Genomic DNA, 26975 nt, shown 5'->3' with positions numbered 1-26975 from the left:
TTCGGCGGAACTGACCATATTTTCTGCTGTGGTCCGACTTCTTGGCGACGTTACCCGAGCCCGGGGCGGACTCCGAGTACCGCACTGCCGACGCGCACATGTGTCGCCCCGGCGGCCACGGCCTGTTCGAGGTCCGCACTCATCCCTGCCGAGACCATGTTCGCAGTCGGATGAGTCCGGCGCAGGTCGGTCGACAAATCCATCAACCGCTCGAAGGCCGCCCGTTCGCGTCCCGCGTACTCCCCGGTGAGCGGGGCGACGGTCATCAGCCCGTCGAGCCGCAGCCCCTCGGACCGCGCCACCAGCTCGGCCAACTCCGCGATGCCGGCGGGCGCCACGCCCCCGCGCTCCCCCCGGCCGCCCTCACCGGCGTCGAACGCCACCTGGAGGAGGCAGCCGACCTCGCGCCCGGCCCGCACGGCCTCCTTGGAGAGGGCCGTCACCAGCCGGGAACGGTCGACGGACTGCACGAAATCGGCATAACCCACCACGGAGCGTACTTTGTTGGTCTGAAGTTGACCGACGAAGTGCCAGGTGAGGGGCAGATCCGCGCACGCGGCCGCCTTGGGGGCGGCGTCCTGGTCCCGGTTCTCGGCGACATGGCGCACCCCGAGTCCGGACAGGATCCGCACGTCGTCCGCGGGGTAGGTCTTGGTGACCACGATCAGGGTCACCTCGTCGCGCCCGCGTCCGGCGGCGGCGCACGCCGCGGCGATCCGCTCTTCCACTCTCGCCAGATTCGCGGCGAGTTCGTCCTTACGGTCCGTCATGTCCCAATCAGTCCAGCCACACGTAGCCCGCGAGCCGCCCGGTGGTGCGGTCGCGGCGGTACGAGAAGTGATCGTCCGACTCCAGCGTGCACACGGACGACCGCTCCCGGTCGCGCACCCCGAGCCGTTCGAGCTGCGCGTGCACGCCCGCGCCCACGTCGACCGCCGGTGTGCCCCAGCTCGTGACGGCGTGCGCCGCCGACTCGACGGCGGCCACCTCGTCGCGCATCGCCTCCGGCACCTCGTAGCACCGGCCGCAGACGGCGGGCCCGGTGCGGGCGACGATCCGCGCGGGGTCGGCGCCGAGCCCGGTCATGGCCCGTACGGCGGCGGGGACGATCCCGGCGATCATGCCGGGCCGGCCCGCGTGGGCCGCGGCCACGACGCCGGCGACCGGGTCGGCGAGCAGCACCGGCACGCAGTCGGCGGTGAGCACCGCGAGGGCGAGTCCGCGCCGCGCGGTGACGATCGCGTCCACCTCGGGGACCGGACGGTCACCCCAGGGTTCGTCGACCACGACCGCGTCGGCCCCGTGCACCTGGTTCATCCAGACCACCCGGGCCGGATCCACGCCGAGCGACTTGGCGGCCAGTTCGCGGTTGGCGCGTACGGCGCCGGGGTCGTCGCCGACGGCCCCGCCGAGGTTGAGCTCCTCATACGGAGCGGCGCTCACCCCGCCCCACCGGTCGGTGAAGGCGAAGTGCGCGCCGCTCACGCTCTCGCGCCGTCCTATCACTTCAGGAAGTCCGGTACGTCCAGTTCCTCGGCCGCGCTGTCGTAGGTCCGCGACGGCGGAACCGGGGGCTGGACGGCCGGGATCTCGCGCACCGGCTCCGGCGCCGGCGGCTCCGGGTCCTCCTTGGGCGTGACGCTGCCGAGCGAGCCGAAGGACGGACGGCTCTCCGGCTGCCGCGCCGGGGCGGGCTCCTCACGCTTGACCGAGGAGGAGCCGAGGACGTTGTCCCGCTTGGCCGGCGGCTGGCCGCCGTCGAAGCCGGCCGCGATCACGGTGACCCGGACCTCGTCGCCGAGGGCGTCGTCGATCACCGCGCCGAAGATGATGTTGGCCTCGGGGTGGGCGGCCTCGCTGACCAGCTGGGCGGCCTCGTTGATCTCGAACAGACCGAGGTCGGAGCCGCCGGAGATGGAGAGCAGCACACCGCGGGCGCCGTCGATGGAGGCTTCGAGGAGCGGCGAGGAGATGGCCATCTCGGCGGCGGCCACCGCGCGGTCGTCGCCGCGGGCCGAGCCGATGCCCATGAGGGCCGAGCCGGCCTCGGACATGACCGACTTGACGTCCGCGAAGTCCAGGTTGATCAGACCGGGCGTGGTGATGAGGTCGGTGATGCCCTGGACACCGGAGAGCAGCACCTGGTCCGCCGACTTGAAGGCGTCGAGAACCGACACCTGGCGGTCCGAGATGGACAGCAGCCGGTCGTTCGGGATGACGATGAGGGTGTCGACCTCTTCGCGGAGCTCGGCGATGCCGTCCTCGGCCTGGTTCGCGCGGCGCCGCCCCTCGAAGGTGAACGGGCGCGTGACCACGCCGATGGTGAGGGCCCCCAGCGAGCGGGCGATGTTGGCCACGACGGGCGCGCCGCCGGTGCCGGTGCCGCCGCCCTCGCCGGCCGTCACGAAGACCATGTCGGCCCCCTTGAGGACCTCCTCGATCTCCTCGCGGTGGTCCTCCGCGGCCTTGCGGCCGACGGCCGGGTTGGCTCCGGCGCCGAGTCCGCGGGTGAGTTCACGGCCGACGTCGAGCTTGACGTCGGCGTCGCTCATCAACAGGGCTTGCGCGTCGGTGTTGATGGCGATGAACTCGACGCCCTTGAGACCGACCTCGATCATCCGGTTGATGGCATTGACACCACCGCCGCCGACACCGATGACTTTGATGACTGCGAGGTAGTTCTGCGGTGCTGCCACGTCGAAGGCCTCTCGCCTCGAGTTACGTGTCGCCCGACCGCTGGAGCACTGATGCCCCCGCGATCCGACGACTGATGCCGAATGGGACGGTCCGTAGCGCCGACCCGAACCCTAACGTTGAAGTTTAGGGTTACCAGTGTGTCCGTTCCCTGGAGTCTTCTGAACAGGACACTAAGTCGACAAGTGGCGCCCGTTCAACGAACACGCCGAACCTCCCGTTTTTCTTTTCACCCTATGTGATCAGCCGTAGCGCTGCCCAACCAGGGTGCTGGCCTGCGCTGATGTGCGTCAACTCCCCGCTGACGCGGGGGCCGTGGGCACGCTGACGTCGAAGTGCCGCGCACCGGGCTCCGCTTTCATCAGTGCGGTGAGAGTACGGCTCTTCTCGGCGCCCTTCTCACTGCTTCCCCAGTCGACCGTACGGCCGTCCGCCAGTTCCAGCGAGATGTCGTCGTAGGAACGGACCTTGACGCTGCGGGTGGCGTGCGCCACGGAGGCCGGAATCGCACCGGCCACCCGCACCGCCTCCCGGGTCAGCCGGTCCTCGCCGAAGCGGCGCAGGCTCGCCGCCGCGGAACCGGTCCGGGAGACGGCCAGTTCCAGCGCGGGCACACCCTCGGTCGCCTTGGAAACCGTGGCGAACCGGACACCCTCATCGTCCACTTCGATGAACTTCCCGCCTTTGTGGACGAGAAGAACAGCGGTGCGTTCCGTCACTTTCAGGGTGATTCCGTCCGGCCAGGAACGAACCGCTTCGACGGTGTCGATCCGGGGCAACGCCGAGGAAAGACGCGCCTCGATCGCGCCGGTGTCGACGGAGACCAGCTGTTCCCCGAGGGGGACGTCGGCGGCCTCGCGCACCCGCTCGGGAGTCAGGACACGGGTCCCCGACACCGATACGCGCTCCACGCGCACCAGGTCCGACCCGTACAGCAGCCAGAACGCCCCGCTGCCGAAGAACACCAGGGCGACCGCCGATGCGATGATCCGACGAACCTGCCGCCGTCCGAACCGCCGGGCACGCGGCGGCGGGCCGGACGACTCCCGCTTGCGTTCACCACGCTCGGCGGTGGTCGATCCGGCCATGTCGCCTGCCTCCCGTCATACGCCTCTAGCGGTGCGCACGGGCGGCGATCGCCTCGTACACCATGCCGACGAGCAGGTCGTCGGCGTCCCTGCGGCCGAACTCGGCGGCGGCGCGGGACATCTCGTACAGCCGGTGCGGATCGGCGAGCACGGGCAGGACGTTCTGCTGCACCCACTCGGGCGTCAGCTCCGCGTCGTCGACCAGCAGACCGCCGCCGGCCTTGACCACCGGCTGGGCGTTGAGCCGCTGCTCGCCGTTGCCGATGGGCAGCGGGACGTAGGCGGCCGGGAGCCCGACGGCGGAGAGTTCGGCGACGGTCATCGCGCCCGCGCGGCAGAGCATCATGTCGGCCGCGGCGTACGCGAGGTCCATCCGATCCAGGTAACTTACCGGGATATAAGGGGGCATTCCCGGCATCTGGTGCACCTGCGGCAGTTCGTTCTTCGGGCCGACCGCGTGCAGGATCTGGATCCCGGCCTGCTGGAGCCACGGGGCGACCTGCTGGACGACCTCGTTGAGCCGGCGGGCGCCCTGCGAGCCGCCGGAGACCAGCAGCGTGGGCAGATTGGGGTCGAGGCCGAACGCGGCGCGGGCCTCGGGGCGTACGGCGGCCCGGTCGAGGGTGGAGATGGAACGGCGCAACGGGATGCCGATGTAGCGGGAGTTGCGCAGCTTGCTGTCGGGCGTGGAGACCGCGACCTGGGCGGCGTACCGGGAGCCGATCTTGTTGGCCAGTCCGGGCCGGGCGTTGGCCTCGTGGATCACGATCGGCACGCCGAGCCGCTTGGCCGCGAGGTAGCCGGGCAGGGCGACGTAGCCGCCGAAGCCGACCACGGCGTCCGCCTTGGTGCGTTCCAGGACCTGCTCGGCCGCCTTGATGGTGCCGCGCAGCCGGCCCGGAACGGTGATCAGCTCGGGGGTGGGCTTGCGCGGCAGCGGTACGGCGGGAATCAGCGCCAGCTCGTACCCGCGCTCGGGTACGAGACGGGTCTCCAGGCCACGCTCCGTGCCCAGGGCCGTGATGCCCACGGTCGGATCCTGCCTGCGCAGGGCGTCCGCGAGGGCGAGCGCGGGCTCGATGTGGCCCGCGGTTCCTCCGCCGGCGAGTACGACATGCACCGAAATTCACCGCTCTCCGGACGAACGCGCCACCGGGGCACGCCGTCGCATCGTGTTCCATCTCCGGGGCCGCTGTGGACCCCCGCCCCGCTTTCTACCAAAGCGGGGTTGCCGCATGGCAAGCGCCATCCGTGCAGCGGGGTCCTCACGCGCGAAGGCGATCAGCAGCCCGATGGCGAACATGGTCGGCAGCAGGGCGGATCCTCCGTAGGAGAACAGCGGGAGCGGGACTCCGGCGATCGGCAACAGACCGAGCACCGCACCGATGTTGATCACGGCCTGGGCCGTGATCCAGGTGGTCACGCCTCCCGCGGCATACCTGACGAAGGGGTCCTCCGTGCGTCCGGCCACGCGGATACCCGCATAGCCTAGAGCCGCAAACAGGGCGAGTACCGACAGCGTCCCCGCCAGGCCCAGTTCCTCACCGGTGACGGCGAAGATGAAGTCCGTGTGCGCTTCGGGGAGTTGGCCCCATTTCTCCACGCTCGCACCGAGTCCGGAACCGAAGATCCCACCGGAGGCGAGGGCGTAGATCCCGTGCACGGCCTGCCAGCAGTCGACCGGTCCCGTCCGGGGCTCGGTGGCGCCGAGGCAGGTGAGCCGGGCCATGCGGTTGGGGCTGGTGCGGATGAGGATCGCGCCGAGCAGTGCGGCGATCGACAGCACGCCGACGAACAGCCGGGTCGGTGCCCCCGCCAGCCACAGCAGGCCGAAGAGGACCGCTGTCAGGATGATCGCCGTACCCATGTCACCGCCGAGCATGATCAGCCCGAGCAGCATGAAGGCGGCCGGAACGAGCGGCACCAGCATGTGCTTCCACTGGGACAGCAGCCGCTTGTCCTGCTTGCGGGCGAGCAGGTCGGCGCCCCACAGCACCAGCGCGAGCTTGCCGAACTCGCTGGGCTGGAGCTGGAAGGAGCCGCCGAGGGCGATCCAGTTCTGGTTGCCGTTGACCGCGACTCCCACCCCCGGCACCTGCACCAGGGCCATCAGGACGACGGCGCCCGCGAGGATCGGGTAGGCCAGGGCGCGGTGCAGCTTCACCGGCATCCGGGAGGCCGCCAGCAGCAGTGCGCCGCCGATCACGGCGGCCAGCAGCTGCTTGCGGAAGAAGTACGAACCCGGCAGCGACATCTGCAGCGCCGTGATCTGGGAGGCCGAGTAGACCATCACCAGGCCCAGCACGGTGATCAGCAGACTGCCGCCGAGGATCAGGTAGTACGCGGTCAGCGGCCGGTCCCAGGCCCTGCGCGCCCGGACGATCAGGGTGCGCAGGGGGTTCTCGCGCGGGGGCCCGGGCACGACGGGGCCGCGTGCCGCCCGCTGCACGGGCGGGCGGCCGGTACGGCTACCGGTCATCCGGGCCTCCGCTGTACGCCGTCGACGGTCCCACGCGTCCCTCCCGAGGTCGCCCGGCGCCAGGCGGCCGGGATCAGGCGCCGAGCTCGCGCACCGCCTGTGCGAACGCGTCACCGCGCTTGTTGTAGTTGGTGAACATGTCCATCGAGGCGCAGGCCGGGGCCAGCAGCACCGTGTCGCCGGGCCGGGCGAGCCGCCGCGCCTCCTGGACTGCCTGGAGCATCGCCCCAGTGTCGGTCCGGTCGAGGTCGACGACGGGTACTTCCGGGGCGTGTCGCGCGAGGGCTTCGCGGATCAGGGCGCGGTCCCGGCCGATCAGCACGGCGCCGCGCAGCCGCTTCGCCGAGCCGGCGACCAGCTCGTCGAAGGTGGCGCCCTTGGCGAGCCCGCCCGCGATCCACACGATCGACTCGTAGGCCGCCAACGAGGCTTGTGCCGCGTGCGTGTTGGTGGCCTTGGAGTCGTCGACGTACGCGACCCCGGCCACGTCGGCGACATGCGCGATGCGGTGGGCGTCCGGGGTGAACGCCCGCAGGCCGTCCCGTACGGCGCCGGCGGGCACCCCGTAGGCCCGCGCGAGGGCCGCGGCGGCCAGGGCGTTGGCGATGTTGTGCGGGGCGGGCGGGTCGACGTCGGAGACCTCGGCGAGTTCCTGGGCGTTCTTCTGCCGGTTCTCGACGAAGGCGCGGTCGACCAGGATGCCCTCCACGACGCCGAGTTGGGAGGGGCCCGGGGTGCCCAGGGTGAAACCGACGGCGCGGCAGCCCTCTTCGACGTCGGCCTCGCGGACCAGGTCCTCGGTGGCCTGGTCGGCCGTGTTGTAGACGCAGGCGACGCGGTTGCCCTCGTAGATGCGGCCCTTGTCCCTGGCGTACGCCTCCATGGAGCCGTGCCAGTCGAGGTGGTCCGGGGCGAGGTTCAGCACGGCCGCCGAGTGGGCGCGCAGGGAGGGCGCCCAGTGGAGCTGGTAGCTGGACAGCTCCACGGCGAGCACGTCGTACTCCTCCTCGCCGAGCACGGCGTCGAGGAGGGAGACGCCGATGTTGCCGACGGCGGCGGTGCGCAGGCCCGCCGCCCTCAGGATGGAGGCGAGCATCTGGACGGTCGTGGTCTTGCCGTTGGTGCCGGTGACCGCGAGCCAGGGAGCCGCGCCGGGCTTCCTGAGCCGCCAGGCGAGTTCGACGTCGCCCCACACCGGCACCCCGGCCTCGTCCGCCGCCGCGAACAGCGGCTTGTCCGGCTTCCAGCCGGGGGCCGTGACGATCAGCTCGGTGCCCTCCGGCAGGGTCGCCCCGTCACCGAGGCGCACGGTGACGCCGAGCGCCTCCAGTTCGGCGGCCTGTTCGCGGGCGCGTGCGTCGTCCCCGTCGTTGACGACGGTGACCTGCGCGCCGAGCCCGTGCAGCACCTTGGCCGCCGGGACGCCGGAGACGCCGAGTCCGGCGACGGTGACGTGCTTACCCTGCCAGTCGGTCACTTGTCCGCTGCCCATCCCGCGTAGAAGAGGCCCAGTCCGACGATCACACAGATTCCCTGGATGATCCAGAAACGGACCACCACGAGGACTTCGGACCAGCCCTTGAGTTCGAAGTGATGCTGGAGTGGCGCCATCCGGAAGACCCGCTTCCCGGTGAGCTTGAACGAGCCGACCTGGATGACCACCGACATGGTGATGAGGACGAACAGACCGCCCAGGATGGCCAGCAGCAGCTCGGTGCGGGAGCAGATCGCGAGACCCGCGAGCACACCGCCGAGCGCCAGCGAACCGGTGTCACCCATGAAGATCTTGGCCGGGGAGGTGTTCCACCACAGGAAGCCCAGGCAGGAACCCATCAGCGCGGAGGCGACGACCGCGAGGTCCAGCGGGTCGCGCACCTCGTAGCAGGCGCCCGGGTTGGTCAGCGTCTCGCCGTTGGCGCAGGACTCCTGGAACTGCCAGACGCCGATGAAGGTGTAGGCGCCGAAGACGAGCACGGAGGCGCCGGTGGCGAGGCCGTCCAGACCGTCGGTCAGGTTCACGCCGTTCGACATCGCGAGGATCATGAACAGCGCCCAGACGACGAACAGCACCGGGCCGATGGTCCAGCCGAAGTCCGTGATGAACGACAGCTTCGTGGAGGCCGGGGTCTGCCCGCGGGAGTCCGCGAACTGCAGGGACAGCACCGCGAAGGCGATGCCGACGATCAGCTGGCCGGCCATCTTCGCCTTGGCCCGCAGACCCAGCGAACGCCGCTTGACGATCTTGATGTAGTCGTCCAGGAAGCCGACCAGACCCATGCCGACCATCAGGCCCAGCACCAGCACGCCCGAGTACCTCGGCGGCTCGCCGCTGATCACCTTGCTGAGGAAGTACGCGGCGACCGTCGCCAGGATGAAGGCGATACCGCCCATGGTCGGCGTACCGCGCTTGCTGGCGTGCTCGCGCGGGCCGTCGTCACGGATGTACTGCCCGTAGCCCTTGCGCGCGAGCAGTTTGATCAGCAGCGGGGTGCCGATCAGCGTCAGGAAGAGGCCAATGACTCCTGCGAACAGGATCTGATTCATCATCGGACTGCGACCTCACCCTCGGCACCGGTCTCGAGCAGCGCCTGCGCCACGCTCTCGAGCCCGACCGAACGGGACGCCTTCACGAGAACGACGTCTCCCGGGCGCAACTCGCTGCGCAACAGGTCGACCGCCGCCTGTGCGTCGGACACGTGCACCGACTCCTCACCCCACGAACCCTCGTTATATGCGCCCAGTTGCAGCCAGGCGGCTTCCCTGCCCCCGACCGCGACGAGCTTGCTGACGTTGAGCCGGACGGCAAGCCGTCCGACCGCGTCGTGCTCGGCGAGCGCCTCGTCCCCGAGCTCGGCCATCTTGCCGAGCACCGCCCACGTACGGCGTCCCTTGCCCATGGCCGCCAGCGCGCGCAGCGCGGCCTTCATGGACTCGGGGTTCGCGTTGTAGGCGTCGTTGACGACCGTCACGCCGTCCGGGCGCTCGGTGACCTCCATCCGCCAGCGGGAGAGGGAGCCCGCTTCGGAGAGCGCGGTGGCGATCTCGTCTGCGGACATGCCCAACTCGTGGGCGACGGCGGCCGCGGCGAGCGCGTTCGACACGTGATGCTCACCGTACAGGCGCATGGTCACATCGGATGCACCGGAGGGTGTGTGAAGCCTGAAGGAAGGCTGTCCGCTGTCCGTGAGTCGCACGTTCTCGGCCCGAACGTCCGCTTCGTCGGACTCTCCGAAAAGGATCACCTTCGCCTTCGTACGGGACGCCATGGCCCGTACGAGGGGGTCGTCCGCGTTGAGGACCGCGGCGCCGCCCTCCTCGGCCGGGGGCAGGGCCTCCACCAACTCGCCCTTGGCCTGGGCGATCTGCTCCCGGCCGCCGAACTCGCCGATGTGGGCGGAGCCGACGTTCAGGACGAGTCCGACCTTCGGGGGCGTCAGTCCGGTGAGGTACCGGATGTGGCCGATTCCGCGCGCTCCCATCTCCAGCACGAGGAACTTCGTCTCCTCGGTGGCGGTGAGCGCGGTGAGCGGCAGCCCGATCTCGTTGTTGAGCGAGCCGGGGGTGAAGACGGTCGGCGCCTTGCGCCGCAGCACCTGGGCGATGAGGTCCTTGGTGCTGGTCTTGCCGGCCGAGCCGGTGAGCGCGACGAGGGTGGTGCCCAGCCGGCCGACGACGTGCCGGGCGAGGGCGCCGAGGGCCGCCTGGACGTCCGCCACGACGATCGCGGGGACCCCGACGGGCCGGGAGGCGAGCACGGCGACCGCGCCCGCCTCGACGACCTGGGCCGCGAAGTCGTGGCCGTCCACGCGCTCGCCGGCGAAGGCGACGAACAGGCTGCCCGGACCCGCCTCCCGCGAGTCCCGGACGACCGGTCCGGTGACCTGGACGGACGGGTCCGGTATGTCGTGCGTCTGCCCGCCGACGACTTCTGCGATCTCGGCGAGGGAGAGGGCGATCACAAGTTCATCCCTGGGTTTTCTTGATGGCTTCCCGGAGCACCTGGCGGTCGTCGAAGGGACGCACCACCCCGGCGATGTCCTGCCCCTGCTCGTGGCCCTTGCCGGCGACCAGCACCGTGTCACCGGACCGCGCCCGGGCGACGGCGGCGGCGATCGCGGCGGCCCGGTCCTCGAAGACCTGCACCTCGCCGCGCTCGTGGGCGGGCACGGAGGCCGCTCCCCGGAGCATGGCGGCGAGGATCGCGAGGGGGTCCTCGGAGCGGGGGTTGTCGGAGGTCAGTACGGCGGTGTCGGCGAGCCGCGCGGCGGCGGCGCCCATGGGCTCCCGCTTGGTCGTGTCGCGGTCGCCGCCGCAGCCGAGCACGACGTGCACCCGGCCCTCGGTGACCTTGCGCAGGGCGCGCAGCACCGATTCCACGGCGTCGGTCTTGTGGGCGTAGTCCACCACCGCGAGGTACGGCTGTCCGGCGTCCACGCGCTCCAGCCGGCCCGGCACGCCCGGTACGGCGGCGACGCCGTCGGCGGCGGCCTGCGGGTCGAGTCCGGCGGCGGCGAGCGCGACGATCGCGGCGAGGGTGTTGGCCACGTTGAACGGGCCCGGCAGCGGCGACCGGGCGGTGATCCGCTCGCCCTCGGGGCCGATCACGGTGAACGTCGAGTCCAGGGGGCCGACCTCGACGCCCTCGGCGCGCCAGTCGGCGTCCGGGTGGCCCTCGGCGGAGTAGGTGACGACCGGGACGCCGGCCTCCTTGGCGAGCCGGCGGCCGTACTCGTCGTCGACGTTGACCACGCCCAGCCTGCTGCGTTCCGGCGTGAACAGCTGCGCCTTGGCCCGGAAGTAGTCCTCCATGTCGGAGTGGAACTCCATGTGTTCCGGGCTGAGGTTGGTGAAGACGGCGATGTCGAAGACGCAGCCGTCGACCCGGCCGAGGACCAGGGCGTGGCTGGAGACCTCCATGGCGACCGCGTCGGTGCCGCGCTCGCGCATGACGGCGAACAGGGCCTGGAGGTCGGTGGCCTCGGGGGTGGTGCGCTCGGACTTGATCCGCTCGTCGCCGATGCGCATCTCGACCGTACCGATGAGCCCCGTGCTGTGGGCGGTTTTCAGGCCACCCTCGACCAGGTAGGCGGTGGTGGTCTTGCCCGAAGTGCCGGTGATGCCGATCTGGAGCAGATCGCGGCCCGGGTGCCCGTAGATGGTGGCCGCCAGCTCGCCCATCCGCGCGCGCGGGTCGTCGACCACCAGCGCCGGCAGTCCGGCCGCGGCGACGCGCTCGGCGCCGGACGGGTCGGTCAGCACGGCGACCGCGCCGAGGCCGGCGGCCTGGGTGACGAAGTCGGCACCGTGGGCGCGGGCGCCCGGGAGGGCGGCGTACAGGTCGCCGGGGCGGACGGCGCGCGAGTCATGGGTGATGCCCGTGACCTCCGCGGCCCGCTCCGGCGTGGGGGCACCCAGCTGACCGGCGAGTTCCGCGAGGGGTGTGGCGGAGACCTGAACCGGACGGGGCGGTCCCGGATATGTCACGGGGTGGCCCTTCTGGGCGGTTTGGGACTGATCAGCGTGTGGCACGGCGGTGAGCGTACCGGGCGTACCGGCCGGGGGGCCAAAGAGGGGCCCGCGCGCAGCGCGGTCCGGCGAGGGCGGCGGCGGCTGACGGGTGGGCGAGGGGTGGGAGGCGTTCCGGTTCCCGGGGTCGGGGGTGATCGTCGTCACGGGGTGGTTCCTGGTGGCTCGGTGCTCGGTACGGGGTCAGGGCTTGAAGGTGACCGGGAGGTCGGCGGGGGCGGCGCCGGTCGGCGGCACCTGGAGGGTCTTCAGGGCGAACTCCATGACCTGCTTGTACACGGGTCCGCAGATCTGGCCGCCGAAGTAGCTGCCCTCGGTGGCGTTCTGGATGACGCAGTAGACGGTGATCCTGGGCTTGTCGGCGGGGGCGAAGCCGGCGAAGGACGAGGTGTAGCCGTGGTACCTGCCGGTGGCCGGATCCACGCGGTTCGCCGTACCCGTCTTCCCCGCGACCCGGTAGCCCGGGATGCGCGCCTTGGTGCCGGTGCCCTCCTCGTCGTCGACGACCGACTCCAGCATCCGGGCGAGCGTCTTCGCCGTCTTCTCGCTGACGACCCTGGTCCTCTCGGGCTCCGGGGCGGGGGTGAAGCGTCCGTCGGGGCCCTTGGAGCCGCGTACGAGGGTGGGTTCGACGCGGACGCCGCCGTTGGCGATGGTCGAGTAGACGGACGCGGCCTGCATGGCGTTGATGGAGACGCCCTGGCCGAACGGAATCGTGTACTGCTGCGAGGTGGACCACTCGTCCGGCGGGGCGAGGATGCCCTTGGTCTCGCCGGGGAAGCCGAGCCCGGTGTGGCTGCCCAGGCCGAACTTGCGCAGGTACTCGTAGAGGACCTTGTTGGCCTGGGCCTGGGTCCTGCCGAGCTGGCCGGTGGCGAGGATGGTGCCGATGTTGCTGGACTTGGCGAGGACGCCGTTGAGCGTCAGGTACCAGGTCGGGTGGTCGATGTCGTCCTTGAAGAGGCGGTCGCCGCGGTGCAGCCGGTTGGGCACGACGACGTGCGTCCCGGGCGTGGCGGCGTCCTCCTCGAGGACCGCCGCCATGGAGAGCACCTTGGCGGTGGAGCCGGGTTCGAAGGCGTCCTGGACGGCCGCGTTGCCGAGCGCCTCCGGGTCGGCCTCGGAGAGGTCGTTGGGGTCGAAGCCGGGCGCGTTGGCCATCGCGAGGACCTCGCCGGTGCGGGTGTCCTGGACGATGACGTAGCCGCGGTCGGCCGCGGACTTCCTCACCTGCTCGCTGATGGCGTTCTGCGCGGCCCACTGGATGTCGCGGTCGATGGTGAGCTCGACGTCGCTGCCGGGCACGGCCGGGGTCTCGGTGGAGCCCGCGGTCGGGACGAGACGGCCGCCGGACTGGGCGTAGCGGATCTTGCCGTCCTGGCCGGCGAGCCGCTCGTCGAGCTGGAGCTCGATGCCGCCGCCGCCCTTGCCCTCGGCGTTGACCCAGCCCAGTATTCCGGCGGCCAGCTCGTTGTTGGGGTACACCCGCTTGCTGGTGGGCACGGAGAAGACGCCGGCCAGGACGTTGGCGGTGGAGTCGTCGGTCCCGGCCTTCTTGGCGAGCGCGGCCTTCAGGTCCTTGATCTGCCTCCAGGTCTGCGGGGTCTGGCGGGCGGCCAGTTTGACGTAGCGCAGGGCCTTGTTCTCCGGACGCAGCTTCCCGACCAGCTCGTCCTGGTCCTGGCCGAGGATCGGGGCGAGGAGGGCGGCGGCCTGCTCGGGGCCGTCGGCGATCTCCAGCTCGTCCGGGGCGAACATCGTGGGGTCGGCCGTGATGTCGTAGGCGTCCTCGGTGGTCGCCAGGGCCACGCCGTGGCGGTCGGTGATCCCGCCGCGCTGGGCCTCCAGCACCTGGCCGACGTAGCGGTTCCGGTCGGCCTTGGCGGCGTAGGTGCTCGCGTCGACGGCCTGCACCTGGAACAGCCGTACGGCGAAGGCGAGCAGGACCAGGGTCAGGGCCACGCCGATCAGGCGCAGCCGGGGCCGCGGGCTGCCCAGCCGGATGGTCTTCGGGGGTGCGGGGCGGGGTCCCGCGGGCCTGCGGGCCGGGCGGGCGCCGGGTCCCGGACGCTGTCCGGCGGCCGGGCGGGCGGGCCTGGCGGGGCCGGGCACCCGGCGGCGGGGCGGTTCCCTGTCGGACACTTCCGTCACCTGCCGGGGGTCGATGAGGAGGGCGTGGGCGTGGTGGCCGGCGCCCCGGGCGCGAGGAGCAGGGGGGCGTGGGCGGCGCCGGGTGCGCCCTTGACCTTGCCGTCGGGACCGAGGAAGGCGGGGTCGCCGCCGGGCACCATGCCGAGCTCGCGGGCGCGGCGCTGGAGGGCGTCGGGGGCGGAGTAGGCGTCGATGTCCCGTTGCAGGGCCTGTTCCTCGTCGGTGAGGTTCTTGGTCTCCCGCTGGATGTCGTCGAGCTGGAACGCGCCCTCGCTGAGGGCGGAGTTCAGCACCAGGAGGCCGATCAGACCTCCGCCGAGGAGGACGACGACGAGGAGGACGAAGGGGGTGCGCGCCGCCTGGGCGCGCCCGGTGGGCAGGAGCCGGGCGAGCCGGGCCGCCCTTCCCTTCAGCTCGGGCCTCCCCTGCGGCTCGGGCCACCCCTTCAGTTCGGGTTTCCTACTCACTCACGCTCCCCTGAGTTCGCTTTCCCACCCGTACGCCCGGCCGCCCGTCACCCGCCTCGTGCGCCGTCCGTGCCTCAATCGACGTCCTCCCGGATCCGCTCGGCGCCGCGCAGCCGCGCGGGGGCCGCGCGCCGGTTCTCGGCGATCTCCTCCTCGGTGGGAAGTTCGGCACCGCGCGTGAGCAGCTTGAGCCGGGGCTGGTAGCGCTCGGGGACGACCGGGAGCCCGGGCGGGGCGGTGGTGGCGGCGCCGGCCGCGAACACCTGCTTGACGAGCCGGTCCTCCAGGGAGTGGTACGACAGCACGGCGATCCGTCCGCCGACGTCGAGGGCCTTCACGGCCGCCGGGATCGCCCGCTCCAGCACCGACAGCTCGCCGTTGACCTCGATCCGCAGGGCCTGGAAGGTGCGCTTGGCCGGGTTGCCGCCGGTGCGCTTGGCGGCCTGCGGCAGCGCGTCGCGGATCAGCTCGACCAGGCGGGCGCTGTTGGTGAACGGCTCCTTCTCGCGTTCGCGCACGATCGCGGACACGATGCGCTTGGCCTGCTTCTCCTCGCCGTAGGCGCGCAGGATGCGGACGAGTTCGCCGGCCGGGTAGGTGTTGAGGACCTCGGCGGCGCTGACGCCGGTCGTCTGGTCCATGCGCATGTCGAGGGGGGCGTCCTGGGCGTAGGCGAAGCCGCGGTCGGCCTCGTCGAGCTGCATGGAGGACACCCCGAGGTCGAACAGGACGCCCCGCACGCGCGGGACGCCGAGCCGGTCGAGGACGTCGGGGAGCTCGTCGTAGACGGCGTGCACCAGGGTGGCCCGGTCGCCGAAGGGCGCGAGCCGCTCGCCGGACAGGCGCAGGGCCTCCTTGTCGCGGTCCAGGGCGACGAGCCGGGCCTCGGGGAACCGCCGGAGCAGGGCTTCGCTGTGGCCGCCGAGCCCGAGCGTGCAGTCGACCACCACCGCTCCCGGCCGCTCCAGGGCGGGCGCCAACAGGTCCAGGCACCGCTGGAGCATCACCGGGACGTGTCGACTCTGGCTCAAGTGGCCCTCTCAAATCCGGCGCGGCGCTCACGCACCGCCGGGTTCCCGCCCTCCCCCGGTGAGGGGCGACCGGCGCCGTCAGGCGTCGGCCGGGCGGCGGCGGGAGGAGGCCGAGCCGTACGTGCGCGCCGCGCACGCGGGGAGATCCCCCGGTCGTCGCCGGGGGATCCGGGGAAATCAGTGCAGCGGGCGCTCTCGCCTCCCGCCTCGCGCCACTTTAGTCCACGGTCCCGCCCGGTCAATCAACCGGCCTGCGCGTCGCGGTCCGCGCGGCAGGTCAAGGGGTGCATCGGACACATCACCCGCAGGAGGGGGCTCACACCACCCCTGTGGGTTACCTCACACCAAGACACGCTGACATCCTTTGTCGCCTCTCACAACGGGCCCGATGCCCTCGTGACCAGTACCGTCATGGGTATGACGACTTCCGCATCGGTTCCCACCGGCCCCCAGCACGCCACCACCGGCCACGGCACGGTCACCGACCGTCTGGTCGACGCCAACCAGCAGTACGCGGCCGCCTTCACCGACCCCGGGATGGACGCCCGCCCGGTGCTCAACGTCGCCGTGGTGGCCTGCATGGACGCCCGCCTCGACCTGCACGCCGCGCTGGGCCTGTCGCTCGGCGACTGCCACACCATCCGCAACGCGGGCGGCGTCGTCACCGACGACGTGATCCGCTCGCTGACCATCAGCCAGCGGGCGCTGGGCACCCGCAGCGTGGTCCTCATCCACCACACCGGCTGCGGTCTGGAGTCCCTCACCGAGGAGTTCCGGCACGACCTGGAGATGGAGGTGGGCCAGCGCCCCGGCTGGGCCGTGGAGGCCTTCCGGGACGTCGACCAGGACGTACGGCAGTCGATGCAGCGCGTGCGCACCTCGCCGTTCCTGCTGCACACCGACGACGTGCGCGGTTTCGTCTTCGACGTGAAGACGGGCCTGCTGCGCGAGATCGACCCCGCCTGACCCGGCCGCCCGCCCCGGAGGGAGCCCGGACTCCGGACGCCGTTCGACGCCGTAAGACCTGGCATATCGCTCTCAGTTGTCCACAGGCGAGTGACACGAATCGGTAACGGCGGCAAGAATGCGGGAGTGGTGCCATGCGGAACTTTTCCCGCGTGGTGTCCGTGATTCGGGGTGGGCCGGTCCGCACAGCAAGGCGTCGGCCCGGGACATTTGGGGTCCCCCGCTCCTTTCCGGAGCGCGGGGAAAGGCCGAGGAGGGCCGGGTGACGACCTATGACGATCGAGCGAGCCTCACTGATCTGACCGCCGTGGTGGAGCGCGTGCGGAATTCGGTGGAAGGCGTGATCGAGGGAAAGCCCGAGGTCGTACGGCTCTCGCTGACCGTGCTGCTCGCCGAGGGACATCTGCTCATCGAGGATGTCCCGGGAGTCGGCAAGACGATGCTGGCCAAGGCGCTGGCGCGGTCCATCGACTGCTCGGTGCGGCGGATCCAGTTCACTCCGGACCTGCTGCCCTCGGACATCACCGGTGTGCCCATCTGGGACCAGCAGCGCCGTGACTTCGAGTTCAAGCCGGGTGCCATCTTCGCGCAGGTGGTGATCGGCGACGAGATCAACCGCGCGTCGCCGAAGACGCAGTCCGCGCTGCTGGAGTCGATGGAGGAGCGCCAGGTCACCATCGACGGCAAGACCTACGAACTGCCCAGCCCGTTCATGGTCGTGGCGACGCAGAACCCGGTCGAGATGGAGGGCACCTACCCGCTGCCGGAGGCCCAGCGCGACCGTTTCATGGCCCGCGTCTCGGTCGGCTACCCGAGCGCGGAGGCCGAGCTGCAGATGCTGGACGTGCACGGCGGCGTCTCCCCGCTGGAGGACCTCCAGCCGGTGGCGCACGCGCACGAGATCCTCAAGCTCATCGAGGCGGTGCGCGACGTCTACGTGGCCGAACCGATCCGCCGGTACGTGGTGGAGCTGGTCGCCGCCACCCGTACGCACCCCGATCTCAGACTCGGCGCCTCGCCGCGCGCGACGCTGCACCTGCTGCGCGCGGCGAAGGCGGCGGCGGCCCTCGGCGGCCGGGACTACGCGCTGCCGGACGACGTGCAGGCACTCGCCGTGGCCGTCCTCGCCCACCGGCTGCTGCCCACCGCCCAGGCCCAGCTCAACCGCCGCACCGCCGAGCAAGTGGTGCAGGAGATCCTCCAGCGCATCCCGGTGCCCGCGGACCGCCCCCGGGCGTCCGCGGACGATCCGCGGCGGAGCGGCCTCGGCCACGGCGGTCCGGAGTTCGGCCAGCAGCCGCCCCGGAGGCTGTGATGACCACCGCCGGCGCCGTCCACCCGGACGGCGGCACGGGCGGCCGGAGCGGCGTCAGGACGGCCCTGGCGGGTCTCACCACCCGCGGGCGCTCCTTCCTGGCCGCCGGTGTGGCCGCCGCGATCTGCGCGTATGTGCTGGGACAGAGCGATCTGCTGCGGGTCGGGCTGCTGCTGGCGGTGCTTCCGCTGGTGTGCTCGGGCGTGCTCTACCGCACCCGCTACCGGGTCGCCGGCAGCCGCCGGCTCTCCCCCGGGCGGGTGCCCGCCGGGTCCGAGGCGCGGGTGCACCTGCGGATGGAGAACGTCTCTCGGCTGCCCACGGGCCTGCTGATGCTCCAGGACCGGGTGCCCTACGTGCTCGGCCCGCGCCCGCGGTTCGTCCTGGACCGGGTGGAGGCGGGCGGGCGCCGCGAGGTGTCCTACCGGGTCCGCTCCGACCTGCGCGGCCGCTATCCGCTGGGCCCGCTGCAGCTGCGGCTGTCCGACCCGTTCGGGATGTGCGAGCTGACCCGGGCCTTCTCCACGTACGACACGCTGACGGTGATCCCGCGCGTGGAGCCGCTGCCGCCGGTGCGGCTGAGCGGCGAGGCGAAGGGGTACGGCGACGGGCGGCAGCGTGCGCTGGCGCTGGCCGGCGAGGACGACGTGATCCCGCGCGGCTACCGTCACGGCGACGACCTGCGCCGGGTGCACTGGCGCTCCACCGCCCGCTACGGCGAGCTGATGGTGCGCCGCGAGGAACAGCCGCAGCGCGCCCGGTGCACGGTGCTCCTCGACACCCGGGCCGTCGCCTACGCGGGCGCCGGACCGGACTCGGCGTTCGAGTGGGCGGTGTCCGGTGCGGCCTCCGTGCTGGTGCACATGCTGGAGCGCGGTTTCTCGGTGCGGCTGCTGACCGACACCGGCACCTCGGTGCCGGGTGAGGGTTCCGACGGGTTCGCGGGGGTGAACCAGGAGTCCGCGGACGCGGCCGGGCTGATGATGGACGCCCTCGCCGTGGTGGACCACTCCGACGAGGAGGGCCTGTCCCGCGCCTACGACGTGCTGCGCGGCGGGCACGAGGGGCTGCTGGTCGCCTTCCTCGGCGACCTGGACGAGGAGCAGGCCGCGGTGCTCGCCCGGATGCGGCAGCGCAGCGGAGGCGCACTCGCCTTCCTGCTGGACAGCGGGACCTGGCTGCGGGAACCGGCCGATGTGCCCGGTGCGGCGGACCGGCGCGGGGAGTGGCTGCGGATGCTGCGCGAGGCGGGCTGGACGGCGCTGGACGTGCCACGGGGCGCCTCGCTGGACGAGTTGTGGCGGCAGGCGGACCGGGAGCGTTCGGGCCTGGCCGCGGCGAGTGGTGGGGAGGGACCGTGATCAGCGGACGGGCGAGGCTGACGCTGTGCGCGTGGGCGGCCACACTGGCGGCGGCGTGCGCCCTGCTGCCGCTGGTCGACCCGGCGACCTGGATCCTCCAGGCGGCGTTCCTGCTGGCGGTGCAGTCGGGCGTGGGCGCGGCGGCCCGGCGGGTACCGCTGGCGCGTCCGCTGACGGTGGCGGCGCAGGTCCTGGTGACGCTGGTGCTGCTGACCCTGGTGTTCGCGCGTGAGCACGCCTTCGCCGGGCTGATACCCGGCCCCGACGCCCTCCGGTTCTTCGCCGAGCTGCTGGAGCAGGGCGGGAACGACGTCAGCCGGTACGCGATACCGGCGCCGCTGTCCGACGGCATCCGGCTGATGCTGGTCGGCGGCGTGCTGGTGATCGGGCTGCTGGTGGACACCCTCGCGGTGACCTTCCGCAGCGCGGCCCCCGCCGGGCTGCCGCTGCTCGCCCTGTACTCGGTGGCCGCGGGGCTGGCCGACAACGGCATCGACTGGCTGTGGTTCCTGCTGGCGGCGGCCGGCTATCTGATGCTGCTGCTCGCCGAGGGCCGGGACCGGCTCTCCCAGTGGGGGCGCGTGTTCGGCGGGGCGCCCGGCCCGGGCGGGGACTCGCCCGGCGCCGTCGCACCGGTGCGCACCGGGCGGCGGATCGGCGCGGTCGCGCTGGGCATCGCCCTGGTGGTGCCGCTCGGCCTGCCCGCGATGAACGGCGGCCTGCTGGACCCCGCCGGTACGGGGGGCGGCTCGGGCACCGGCGGGGGCGGCAACGTCTCTGCGGTGAACCTGCTGGTGTCGCTGCAGGACTCGCTGAACCGGGACGACGACCGCCAGGTCATGTCGGTGCGCTCCGAGCTGACGGACGTGTCCGACCTGTATCTGCGGATCGTGTCCCTGGACGACTTCGACGGCACCACGTGGAAGCCGTCGAAACGGTCCTTCACCACCGTCCCCACCGGCACGTTCCCGACGCCGCCGGGCCTCGGCACCGACATCGAGCGCACGGAGATCGGCACGACGCTCTCGACCGCCGACTGGTACGCCCAGGACTGGCTGCCGATGCCGTACCCGCCGAGCGGGGTGAGCGTCCGGGGCAACTGGCTCTACGAACCCGTCGGCATGTCGCTGGTCGGCGACCGCGGGCAGAACACGCGCGGTCTGACGTACCAGGTGCGCAGCCTCCACGTGCGGCCCACGGCGGAACAGCTGGCCGACGCGCCGGAGCCGGTGCCCGCGCTGCAGCGCGAGTACACCGAGCTGCCGGACTCGCTGCCCGCCGTGGTGTCCCGCACCGCCCGCGAGGTCACCGAGGGCGCGGCCAACGCCTACGACCAGGCGGTCATGCTCCAGGAGTACTTCACGCTGACCGGCGGCTTCGAGTACGACACCGAGGTCGACGTCGGCAGCGACTCGAGGGCGATCGCCCGTTTCCTGCGGGACAGGCAGGGCTTCTGCGTGCACTTCTCGTTCGCGATGGCGTCGATGGCCCGTTCGCTGGGCATACCGGCGCGGGTCGCGGTGGGCTTCGCGCCCGGCACCCCGCAGGCGGACGGCACGGTCTCGGTCGGGCTGCGGGACGCGCACGCCTGGCCGGAGCTGTACTTCGAGGGGGTGGGCTGGACCCGGTTCGAGCCGACCCCGACCCGTGGTTCGACGCCGTCGTACACCGTTCAGGACACCGCGGAGAACACGGTGCCCGATCCCGCCCGGCCCTCACGGACCGCGTCCGCGGAGCCGTCGGCGGAGCCCTCGGAGAGCGAGAGCTGCACGGCGGAGCGGAGAAGGCTCGGGGCGTGCGAGAGCGAGTCGCCGCAGGCGGCCCTGCCCACGGGTGACGACGGGCCGAAGTGGTACGCGCTGCTGGGATGGGCGCTGGCCGGTCTCGTGGTGCTGGTGCTGCCGCTGTCGCCCATGCTGTGGCGGGCGAGGACCCGGGCGGTGCGGCTGGGCGGACACGGCCGCTCGGAGGCGGAGGCGGTGCCGTACGTCCTGGCCGTCTGGGACGAGCTGACCGACACGGCGTGGGACTACGGCATCGCGCCGGACGGGTCACTGACCCCGCGCGGGACGGCGGACCGGATCGTGCGGCTGGGCCGGCTCGGCCCGGATGCGGCGGCGTCGGTGCACCGGGTGGCCGATGCGGTGGAACAGGTCCTGTACGCGCCGCGGCCGCGGCCGGTGGTGGGGCTGACGGATGACGTGCGGGGGGCTGTGGCGGGGCTGCGGGCCTCGGCCGGCGGCCGGCGGGCGCGGTTGCGCGCGGTGTTCGCGCCGCGGTCCGCTGTGCGGGTGGTGTGGGTGGTGTCGGCGTGGTGGGCCGGGGTCCGGCAGCGGCTCCTGTCGCTGCGCCCGACCTGGCGCGGGCCGTCGCGACAGCAGGGCTGAGACCCGCCGGGCCTCGCGAAGGGCCGGCCCGCCGGGGTCGTGCGGTACCCGGCGTGCGGGCTGGGCGGGGGTCGGTCGCGCAGCCTCGCGTTCACGGGGTGCCTCCCCGGGAGGGGTACCCCCTGCCCACCCGCGCCGCCCTGCGGCACGGGCGCCCGCGGTCGACGTCAAGCCGAAGGGGGCGACCACCTTGTGGTGGTCGCCCCCTTCGGCAAGTTTTCAACCGGCCTAGTGGCCGCCCTGCTCGTCGCGGCGGCGTTGCCAGCGTTCCTCGATGCGGTCCATCACCGAGCGGCGCTGTCTGCCCTGGCGCCCCGCCTGCGGCGTACCCGTCGCACCGGCGGCCTGCTCTCCCGGCTTGGGCGCCTTGCGCCAGCCGGTCACCGCGAGAACCGCGCAGCCCAGCATCACGAGGAACCCCACGACACTGAGCCAGACCTGCTGGGCGACCATACCGGCCATGAGGAGCGCAATACCCACGAGGAAGCCCGCGACCGCCTGGTAGACCCGTCGCCGGGTGTACGTACGCAGCCCGCTTCCCTCGAGCGCTGTCGCGAACTTGGGATCTTCGGCGTACAGCGCTCGCTCCATTTGCTCGAGCATGCGCTGCTCGTGCTCCGAGAGCGGCACGGAGTCCTCCTCATCGTGCAGTCGCCGGGGCGACCCGGGGGGTCCCTTCAGGATAGGCAGGGAATCGCCCCCGTGAAACCCGCCCCTCTGCGCCAATTGGCCAACCGGTACCAGCCATCACGTCCCGGCCCGCTGAGGCTTCTCATTCCCCGGCGGCCGGCCCGTCATGCCGGGCGGTCTCCCTCGATCATACGGCGCCAAGCCGCCATTCGGGGGGCCTGTGGCGCACTCCATGCACGGCGGGGCCACCGGACGCGCCGCTGATCAGCGGCGCGTCCCGGCAGCCGCTCAGGCCCCCGCGGTCCCCCGCGTCTCACCGAGCACATGAAGTTGCGTGGCCACGGAGTGGAAGGCGACGAGCTCGGCCGCCGCGGCCTCCAGCTTCAGCAGCGCGTCCAGGGCTCCGGGCTCGGTGTCGACGAGCACGCCGGGGACGAGGTCGGCGAAGACCCGCACGCCGTGCACGGCGCCGACCCTCAGGCCCGCGCCCTCCACGAGCGCGGTGAGCCGGTCGACGGTGAAGCGGCGCGGCACGGGGTCGCCGGTGCCCCACCGGCCGTCCGGGTCGTCGAGCGCCTGCTTGGCCTCCGTGAAGTGACCGGCGAGGGCGCGGGCGAGCACGGCGCCGCCGAGGCCCGCGGCGAGCAGGCTGAGGACGCCGTCGGGGCGCAGGGCCGCCACCGCGTTGCGGACGCCTTCGGCGGGGTCGTCGACGTACTCCAGGACGCCGTGGCACAGCACGACGTCGTAGCCGCCGCGCTCGGCCACGTCGAAGAGGCCCCGGGCGTCGCCCTGGACGCCCCGGACCCGGTCGGCGACGTCGGCCTCGGCGGCGCGGCGCTCCAGGGCGAACAGCGCGTCGGGGCTGGGGTCGACGACGGTCACCTGGTGGCCGAGCCGGGCGAGGGGCACCGCGAAGTTGCCGCTGCCGCCGCCGGTGTCGAGGATGTCCAGCGCCTGCCGTCCGGTCGCCTTGACCCGGCGTTCCAGGGCGTCCTGGAGGACCTCCCAGACCACGGCGGTACGGAGGGCGGCACGGGGCCGCATCGGATCCGACACGGTAGTTGACTCCTCGGCGCGGCACCGCCTCTTCCTCGGCGGAGCAATCGGGCTCCCTCCCCCGGCGGGCAGGGCTTCAGGCGCTGTCCACCCTATGGCCTGTGCCGTGGTGGCCGACCACCCGGCCGGGGACCCACGGGGCCACGCGAGGTGATTCGCCCCCGCAGCCCCTTCCCGTCCCGCCCCGGCCCCCTTTCACGCCCACGCGGCGGAGCCGCACCTCTATACGGCCCCGTGCCCCTGATGCGGCAGGACCGGCTGGAGGACCAGCATCCGTTCGACCAGGCGGAGGAACATCGCCACGTCGCGTATCAGGTCGTCGGCGTCCCGGCCGCTCGCCGCCCCCTGGATGCCGGCCTCGGCCCGGGCGCGGCGCCGGGCCCCGGAGGCGAACAGCGCGCTCCACTCGGTGAGCTCGGGCGCGATCTCGGGGAGCACTTCCCAGGCGCTCCGTATTCTGGCCCGGGCCCGGGGCGAGGTCTCGGGCCGGCCGCGGGCGGCGAGCACGGCGGCGGCGGTGCGCAGGGCGGCCAGGTGGGCCGTCGCGTAACGCTCGTTGGGGGTCTCGAGGACGGCGGCCTCGTCGAGTCCGGCTCGGGCCTGGGCGAGCAGGTCGAGGGCGGCGGGCGGGGCCGAGGCGCGGCGCAGCACGGGGTGGATGTCGCTCGCCGGGCCGTTCAGTGAGGGGGCAGGGCCGGTGGTGCGGCGCCGGCGGGCGGCGGCTGCGGACGAGTTGGCCATGACGAACCTCCTGTCGTCTTGGTGACGGCGCCCCTCCTGAGAGGTGCCGTATGTGCACATCGTGAGGTATGGCACTGACAATCCGTTCCGACCTGGGCTTTTGCTTCGCTCGACCGTTCGCACCAGTTTTTGAACTGACCAGTCAGTTCATAAGCAGGGGGTTTGGTGGACGGTCCGTTCGGACTCGCCGTCACGGCCCGCGGCCGCGGCTCGAAGGGGCCGCGGGGACGGGCGTTCCGCGGGGTCTCGGCCGACGCGGAGCCCGGCTCGGCGGCCCGCTCCGCGCCCGCTCCCGCGCGGAGAACGCATGCGTGCGGAGAGGGAGCGCGTCGACGGCGCGCTGACCACCGCCGGTCTTGGCCTGCGCCCTTCCTCAAGGCGACACGGACCGCCGTACGGGATCCGGAGCGGGTGGAGGCGCTGCGGCTGTCGCTCGCGCCGGCGCCGGCACTGGCACTGGCACTGGCACTGGCACTGGCGGGGCGTCCCCGGCCGCTCGGGGTGTTTGAACGGGCGCACCGGGGCTCCTGTGAGAATCAGGGCCATGGAACGCAGCAGCACCACGCCGGGCGGCAGTGCCCGCCGCGAGGCCACCCGGCAGAAGCTCTACGAGGCGGCCGTCACCCTCATCGCCGAACAAGGCTTCTCCGCCACCACCGTGGACGAGATCGCCGAGCGGGCGGGGGTCGCGAAGGGCACGGTCTACTACAACTTCGCGAGCAAGTCGGTCCTCTTCGAGGAGTTGCTGCGGCACGGGGTCGGTCTGCTGACCGCCTCGCTGCGGGAGGCGGCCGAACGGACGGCCGGGGAGGGCGGCGGCGGGGTCGACGCCCTGGACGCGATGATCCGCGCGGGGCTCGTCTTCATCGACCGCTACCCGGCCTTCACCCAGCTGTACGTGGCCGAACTGTGGCGCACCAACCGGGCCTGGCAGTCCACGCTGACGGTGGTGCGGCAGCAGGCCGTGGCGGTGGTCGAGGGCGTGCTGCGCGAGGGTGTGGCGAACGGCGAGTTCAGCGACGAGATCGACGTCCCGCTGACGGCGGCGGCGCTGGTCGGCATGGTGCTGGTGGCGGCACTGGACTGGAAGTCCTTCCAGCCGGAGCGTTCCCTGGACGACGTGCACTCCGCCCTGTCCCGGCTGTTGCAGGGGCGGGTCAGCGGCCGCCGCTGAATCCCGGACGGACGAAGGCGCCGGCCCGACGGTGGCCGCGTCCCCCGCGGGCCACCGTCGGACCGGCGCCTCCCTTGCTCCCCCGTACGTTCCCCCGTGCGGTCGTCCCCCGGGTTCCCCCGTGCCTCGCCCCCACCGACGGTTCCGGCGGAAGGAGCGGATCGCGGGCCCGTACCGTTCCGGCGCCCCGTGTCGCCGGTTCCGGGGCGGGGCCCCTCTCCGTGGTCTCCACTCTCCCGTTCCCGGGGGCCGGCCCCCATCCGCGCGCGTACTCAACTCGGCGGCTAGGTACGGGTACTCAGGGCTGCGCACGCGCCCCCACGGCCCGGTGCCGCCGGCTGGGGTCCGGGACGGGGGCGCGGGTACTCGGGACGGACCGCCGGTGGCGGCGGATAAAGTCCCTGGCATGGCACGGATTGCGGTGATCGGCGCCGGGATGGGCGCGATGGCGGCCGCCGCCCGGCTGGCCGTCGCGGGCCACCGGGTGGCGGTGTACGAGCGGACGGAGACGTACGGCGGTGCGCTGCGCCGTCTCGAGCGGGACGGGTTCGCCTTCGACACCGGGCCCGGACTGCTCCCGCTGCCGGCGGTCTACCGGGACCTGTTCGTGAAGACCGGCAGGGAGCCGCTGGAGGCGTGTGTCGAACTGGTCCAGGCCGACCCGTCGTCGCACCACGTGTTCGCGGACGGTACGCGCGTGTCGCTGGCGGGCGCCTCCCGCGCGGGTGTCGTCTCCGCGCTGGAGGAGAGCCTCGGGGCGGACGCGGCCAGGCGCTGGGGGGACTTCCTGGTGCGGGCCCGGGAGGCCTGGGACCGGTCGCGCCGGCCGCTGCTGGAGGAACCGCTGTGGCCCAACTGGCAGGTCCTGGCCGAGCGTGAGCCGTACCCGGCGGTCCCCCACAAGAAGTTCCTGCGCACGCGTACGGCGGGCACGCTCGCGGAGGTCGGGGCGTGGGAGCTGCGCGATCCCCGGCTGATCGCGCTGCTGGAGAGCCATGCGCTGGCGTACGGCCTCGATCCCCGCTCCACCCCGGCGAGCGCGGCGGTGCTGCCGTACATGGAGCACGCCTTCGGCATGTGGTACGTGCGCGGTGGCATGCGGGAGCTGGCACGTGCGGTGTACGAGCGGTGCCTGGCCCGCCGGGTGGAGTTCCACTTCGGTGCGGAGGCCGTCGGAATCCTGGAGAAGGACGGCCGGGCGGCGGGGCTGGAGCTCGCCGGCGGCGCGGTGGCCGAGGCGGACTTCGTGGTCGCCGGGGTGGCTCCCGAGGTGCTGGACCGGCTGAGCGGGGGGACACGGGTGCGCGGTGACGGCGAGGTCCCGGGCCGGCGGGGGACGGCGAGCCGGGTGACGCTGGCGCTGGCGCTGCGGGGCGGGCGCCCGGAGGGGACCCCGCACCGCACGGTCGTGCACACGGAGGACCGGGAGGCCGAACTGGAGTCGCTGTCCGGTGCCCCCGGGGGCCTGCCCCCGCGGCCCACGGTCACGGTGCTGCGGCCGGACGACCCGGCGCTGGTCCCGGACGCCGGCCACGAGGCGGTCACGGTGACGTCGGTGGTGCCCGCCGGGACCGAGGGGGCCTGGGACGCGTACGCCGGGAATCTGATCGCCGTCGCCGAGCGTGCCGTACCCGGCCTGCGCGACCGGCTGCTGTGGCACGAGGTGCGCACCCCGGCCGACGTCGCCGGGGAGACCGGCGCGGAGGGCGGCGCGGTGCCGGTGCCGGCGCTGGCCGCGGCGGGCGGACGGCTGCTGCACCCGGCCAACAGCACGGGGCTGGCGGGGCTGTTCACGGCCGGGGGCTGGTCCCACCCCGGCGGCGGGCTCCCGCACGCCGGGATGTCGGGGGCGCTGGTGGCCGGACTGATCGTGGAGGGGCCGGAGTTCCGCGGGTCGCAGTGAACG

The 26975-nt window shown here is 72.8% G+C and carries 22 protein-coding genes; 6 read left to right on the top strand and 16 right to left on the bottom strand.

Annotated elements, in window-relative coordinates; translation table 11 throughout:
* Positions 1-50 precede the first annotated feature (50 nt).
* The 13 genes from AB0A94_RS14455 to rsmH form a co-directional block, all read right to left on the bottom strand.
* The gene (locus AB0A94_RS14455) at positions 51-770 is read right to left on the bottom strand and encodes a YggS family pyridoxal phosphate-dependent enzyme (protein WP_361743931.1); all 720 of its coding nucleotides are present in this window, start codon (positions 768-770) and stop codon (positions 51-53) included.
* Between the two features lie 7 nt (positions 771-777).
* A complete protein-coding gene (gene pgeF / locus AB0A94_RS14450; protein ID WP_361743928.1) occupies positions 778-1506 on the bottom strand; it encodes a peptidoglycan editing factor PgeF in 729 nt (242 codons plus the stop codon).
* Positions 1503-2696 carry a cell division protein FtsZ gene (ftsZ, locus tag AB0A94_RS14445; protein WP_361743925.1) on the bottom strand — a complete coding sequence of 398 codons (1194 nt, stop codon included), beginning with the start codon at positions 2694-2696 and terminating at the stop codon, positions 1503-1505. Before ftsZ ends, pgeF begins: the two co-directional genes overlap by 4 nt.
* Positions 2697-2984: 288 nt before the next feature.
* On the bottom strand, positions 2985-3782 hold the full coding sequence (locus tag AB0A94_RS14440) for an FtsQ-type POTRA domain-containing protein (protein ID WP_361743922.1): 798 nt from the start codon (positions 3780-3782) through the stop codon (positions 2985-2987).
* A gap of 25 nt (positions 3783-3807) precedes the next feature.
* Complete coding sequence (gene murG / locus AB0A94_RS14435) at positions 3808-4902, bottom strand: undecaprenyldiphospho-muramoylpentapeptide beta-N-acetylglucosaminyltransferase (RefSeq protein WP_217136558.1); 1095 nt, start codon at positions 4900-4902, stop codon at positions 3808-3810.
* Positions 4903-4908: 6 nt separating this feature from the next.
* Positions 4909-6261 carry a putative lipid II flippase FtsW gene (gene ftsW, locus AB0A94_RS14430; RefSeq protein WP_361743919.1) on the bottom strand — a complete coding sequence of 451 codons (1353 nt, stop codon included), beginning with the start codon at positions 6259-6261 and terminating at the stop codon, positions 4909-4911.
* Positions 6262-6334: 73 nt separating this feature from the next.
* Entirely contained in the window at positions 6335-7753 is a 1419-nt protein-coding gene (gene murD, locus AB0A94_RS14425; protein ID WP_361743916.1) for a UDP-N-acetylmuramoyl-L-alanine--D-glutamate ligase, read from the bottom strand.
* The gene (mraY, locus tag AB0A94_RS14420) at positions 7735-8808 is read right to left on the bottom strand and encodes a phospho-N-acetylmuramoyl-pentapeptide-transferase (protein WP_030820598.1); all 1074 of its coding nucleotides are present in this window, start codon (positions 8806-8808) and stop codon (positions 7735-7737) included. The genes murD and mraY overlap by 19 nt, the downstream gene beginning before the upstream one ends.
* The gene (gene murF, locus AB0A94_RS14415; protein WP_361743912.1) at positions 8805-10220 is read right to left on the bottom strand and encodes a UDP-N-acetylmuramoyl-tripeptide--D-alanyl-D-alanine ligase; all 1416 of its coding nucleotides are present in this window, start codon (positions 10218-10220) and stop codon (positions 8805-8807) included. Before murF ends, mraY begins: the two co-directional genes overlap by 4 nt.
* A 4-nt stretch (positions 10221-10224) precedes the next feature.
* Positions 10225-11745 (bottom strand): UDP-N-acetylmuramoyl-L-alanyl-D-glutamate--2,6-diaminopimelate ligase, encoded by a 1521-nt coding sequence (locus tag AB0A94_RS14410; RefSeq protein WP_361743909.1) that lies wholly within the window; start codon positions 11743-11745, stop codon positions 10225-10227.
* 225 nt (positions 11746-11970) lie between these two features.
* A complete protein-coding gene (locus AB0A94_RS14405; protein ID WP_361743906.1) occupies positions 11971-13929 on the bottom strand; it encodes a penicillin-binding protein 2 in 1959 nt (652 codons plus the stop codon).
* 5 nt (positions 13930-13934) lie between these two features.
* A complete protein-coding gene (locus AB0A94_RS14400) occupies positions 13935-14405 on the bottom strand; it encodes a septum formation initiator family protein (protein WP_361743903.1) in 471 nt (156 codons plus the stop codon).
* A gap of 74 nt (positions 14406-14479) precedes the next feature.
* On the bottom strand, positions 14480-15436 hold the full coding sequence (gene rsmH / locus AB0A94_RS14395; RefSeq protein ID WP_361743900.1) for a 16S rRNA (cytosine(1402)-N(4))-methyltransferase RsmH: 957 nt from the start codon (positions 15434-15436) through the stop codon (positions 14480-14482).
* Positions 15437-15853: 417 nt separating this feature from the next.
* Here rsmH and AB0A94_RS14390 point away from each other — a divergent pair, with 417 nt between their 5' ends.
* The 4 genes from AB0A94_RS14390 to AB0A94_RS14375 all read left to right on the top strand — a co-directional run bounded on the left by AB0A94_RS14390 (position 15854) and on the right by AB0A94_RS14375 (position 21465).
* A complete protein-coding gene (locus AB0A94_RS14390) occupies positions 15854-16402 on the top strand; it encodes a carbonic anhydrase (RefSeq protein WP_361743897.1) in 549 nt (182 codons plus the stop codon).
* Between the two features lie 262 nt (positions 16403-16664).
* Positions 16665-17717, top strand: a complete 1053-nt coding sequence (locus AB0A94_RS14385) for a MoxR family ATPase (RefSeq protein WP_361743894.1) — start codon at positions 16665-16667, stop codon at positions 17715-17717.
* Positions 17717-19078, top strand: coding sequence for a DUF58 domain-containing protein (locus AB0A94_RS14380; protein WP_361743891.1), 1362 nt, complete (start codon positions 17717-17719; stop codon positions 19076-19078). Before AB0A94_RS14385 ends, AB0A94_RS14380 begins: the two co-directional genes overlap by 1 nt.
* Positions 19075-21465 carry a DUF3488 and transglutaminase-like domain-containing protein gene (locus AB0A94_RS14375; RefSeq protein ID WP_361743888.1) on the top strand — a complete coding sequence of 797 codons (2391 nt, stop codon included), beginning with the start codon at positions 19075-19077 and terminating at the stop codon, positions 21463-21465. The genes AB0A94_RS14380 and AB0A94_RS14375 overlap by 4 nt, the downstream gene beginning before the upstream one ends.
* Before the next feature lie 228 nt (positions 21466-21693).
* On the opposite strand, the gene AB0A94_RS14370 is transcribed toward AB0A94_RS14375, so the two are convergent.
* The 3 genes from AB0A94_RS14370 to AB0A94_RS14360 all read right to left on the bottom strand — a co-directional run bounded on the left by AB0A94_RS14370 (position 21694) and on the right by AB0A94_RS14360 (position 23895).
* Entirely contained in the window at positions 21694-22095 is a 402-nt protein-coding gene (locus AB0A94_RS14370; protein ID WP_361743885.1) for a DUF3040 domain-containing protein, read from the bottom strand.
* A gap of 288 nt (positions 22096-22383) precedes the next feature.
* Positions 22384-23154 carry a methyltransferase gene (locus tag AB0A94_RS14365; RefSeq protein ID WP_361743883.1) on the bottom strand — a complete coding sequence of 257 codons (771 nt, stop codon included), beginning with the start codon at positions 23152-23154 and terminating at the stop codon, positions 22384-22386.
* Between the two features lie 222 nt (positions 23155-23376).
* Positions 23377-23895, bottom strand: a complete 519-nt coding sequence (locus AB0A94_RS14360; protein ID WP_361743881.1) for an SAV_6107 family HEPN domain-containing protein — start codon at positions 23893-23895, stop codon at positions 23377-23379.
* Between the two features lie 544 nt (positions 23896-24439).
* On the opposite strand from AB0A94_RS14360, the gene AB0A94_RS14355 reads away from it, so the two are divergent.
* Both AB0A94_RS14355 and AB0A94_RS14350 read left to right on the top strand, forming a co-directional pair.
* A complete protein-coding gene (locus AB0A94_RS14355) occupies positions 24440-25069 on the top strand; it encodes a TetR/AcrR family transcriptional regulator (RefSeq protein WP_361743878.1) in 630 nt (209 codons plus the stop codon).
* A 406-nt stretch (positions 25070-25475) separates the two neighbouring features.
* The gene (locus AB0A94_RS14350; protein WP_361743875.1) at positions 25476-26972 is read left to right on the top strand and encodes an NAD(P)/FAD-dependent oxidoreductase; all 1497 of its coding nucleotides are present in this window, start codon (positions 25476-25478) and stop codon (positions 26970-26972) included.
* Positions 26973-26975: the final 3 nt, after the last annotated feature.

The sequence above is a fragment of the Streptomyces sp. NPDC044984 genome (assembly GCF_040646935.1).
GTDB lineage: Bacteria > Actinomycetota > Actinomycetes > Streptomycetales > Streptomycetaceae > Streptomyces.
Note: the sequence above shows the minus strand (reverse complement) of the source record. Positions and strands in the feature narration are given on the sequence as shown.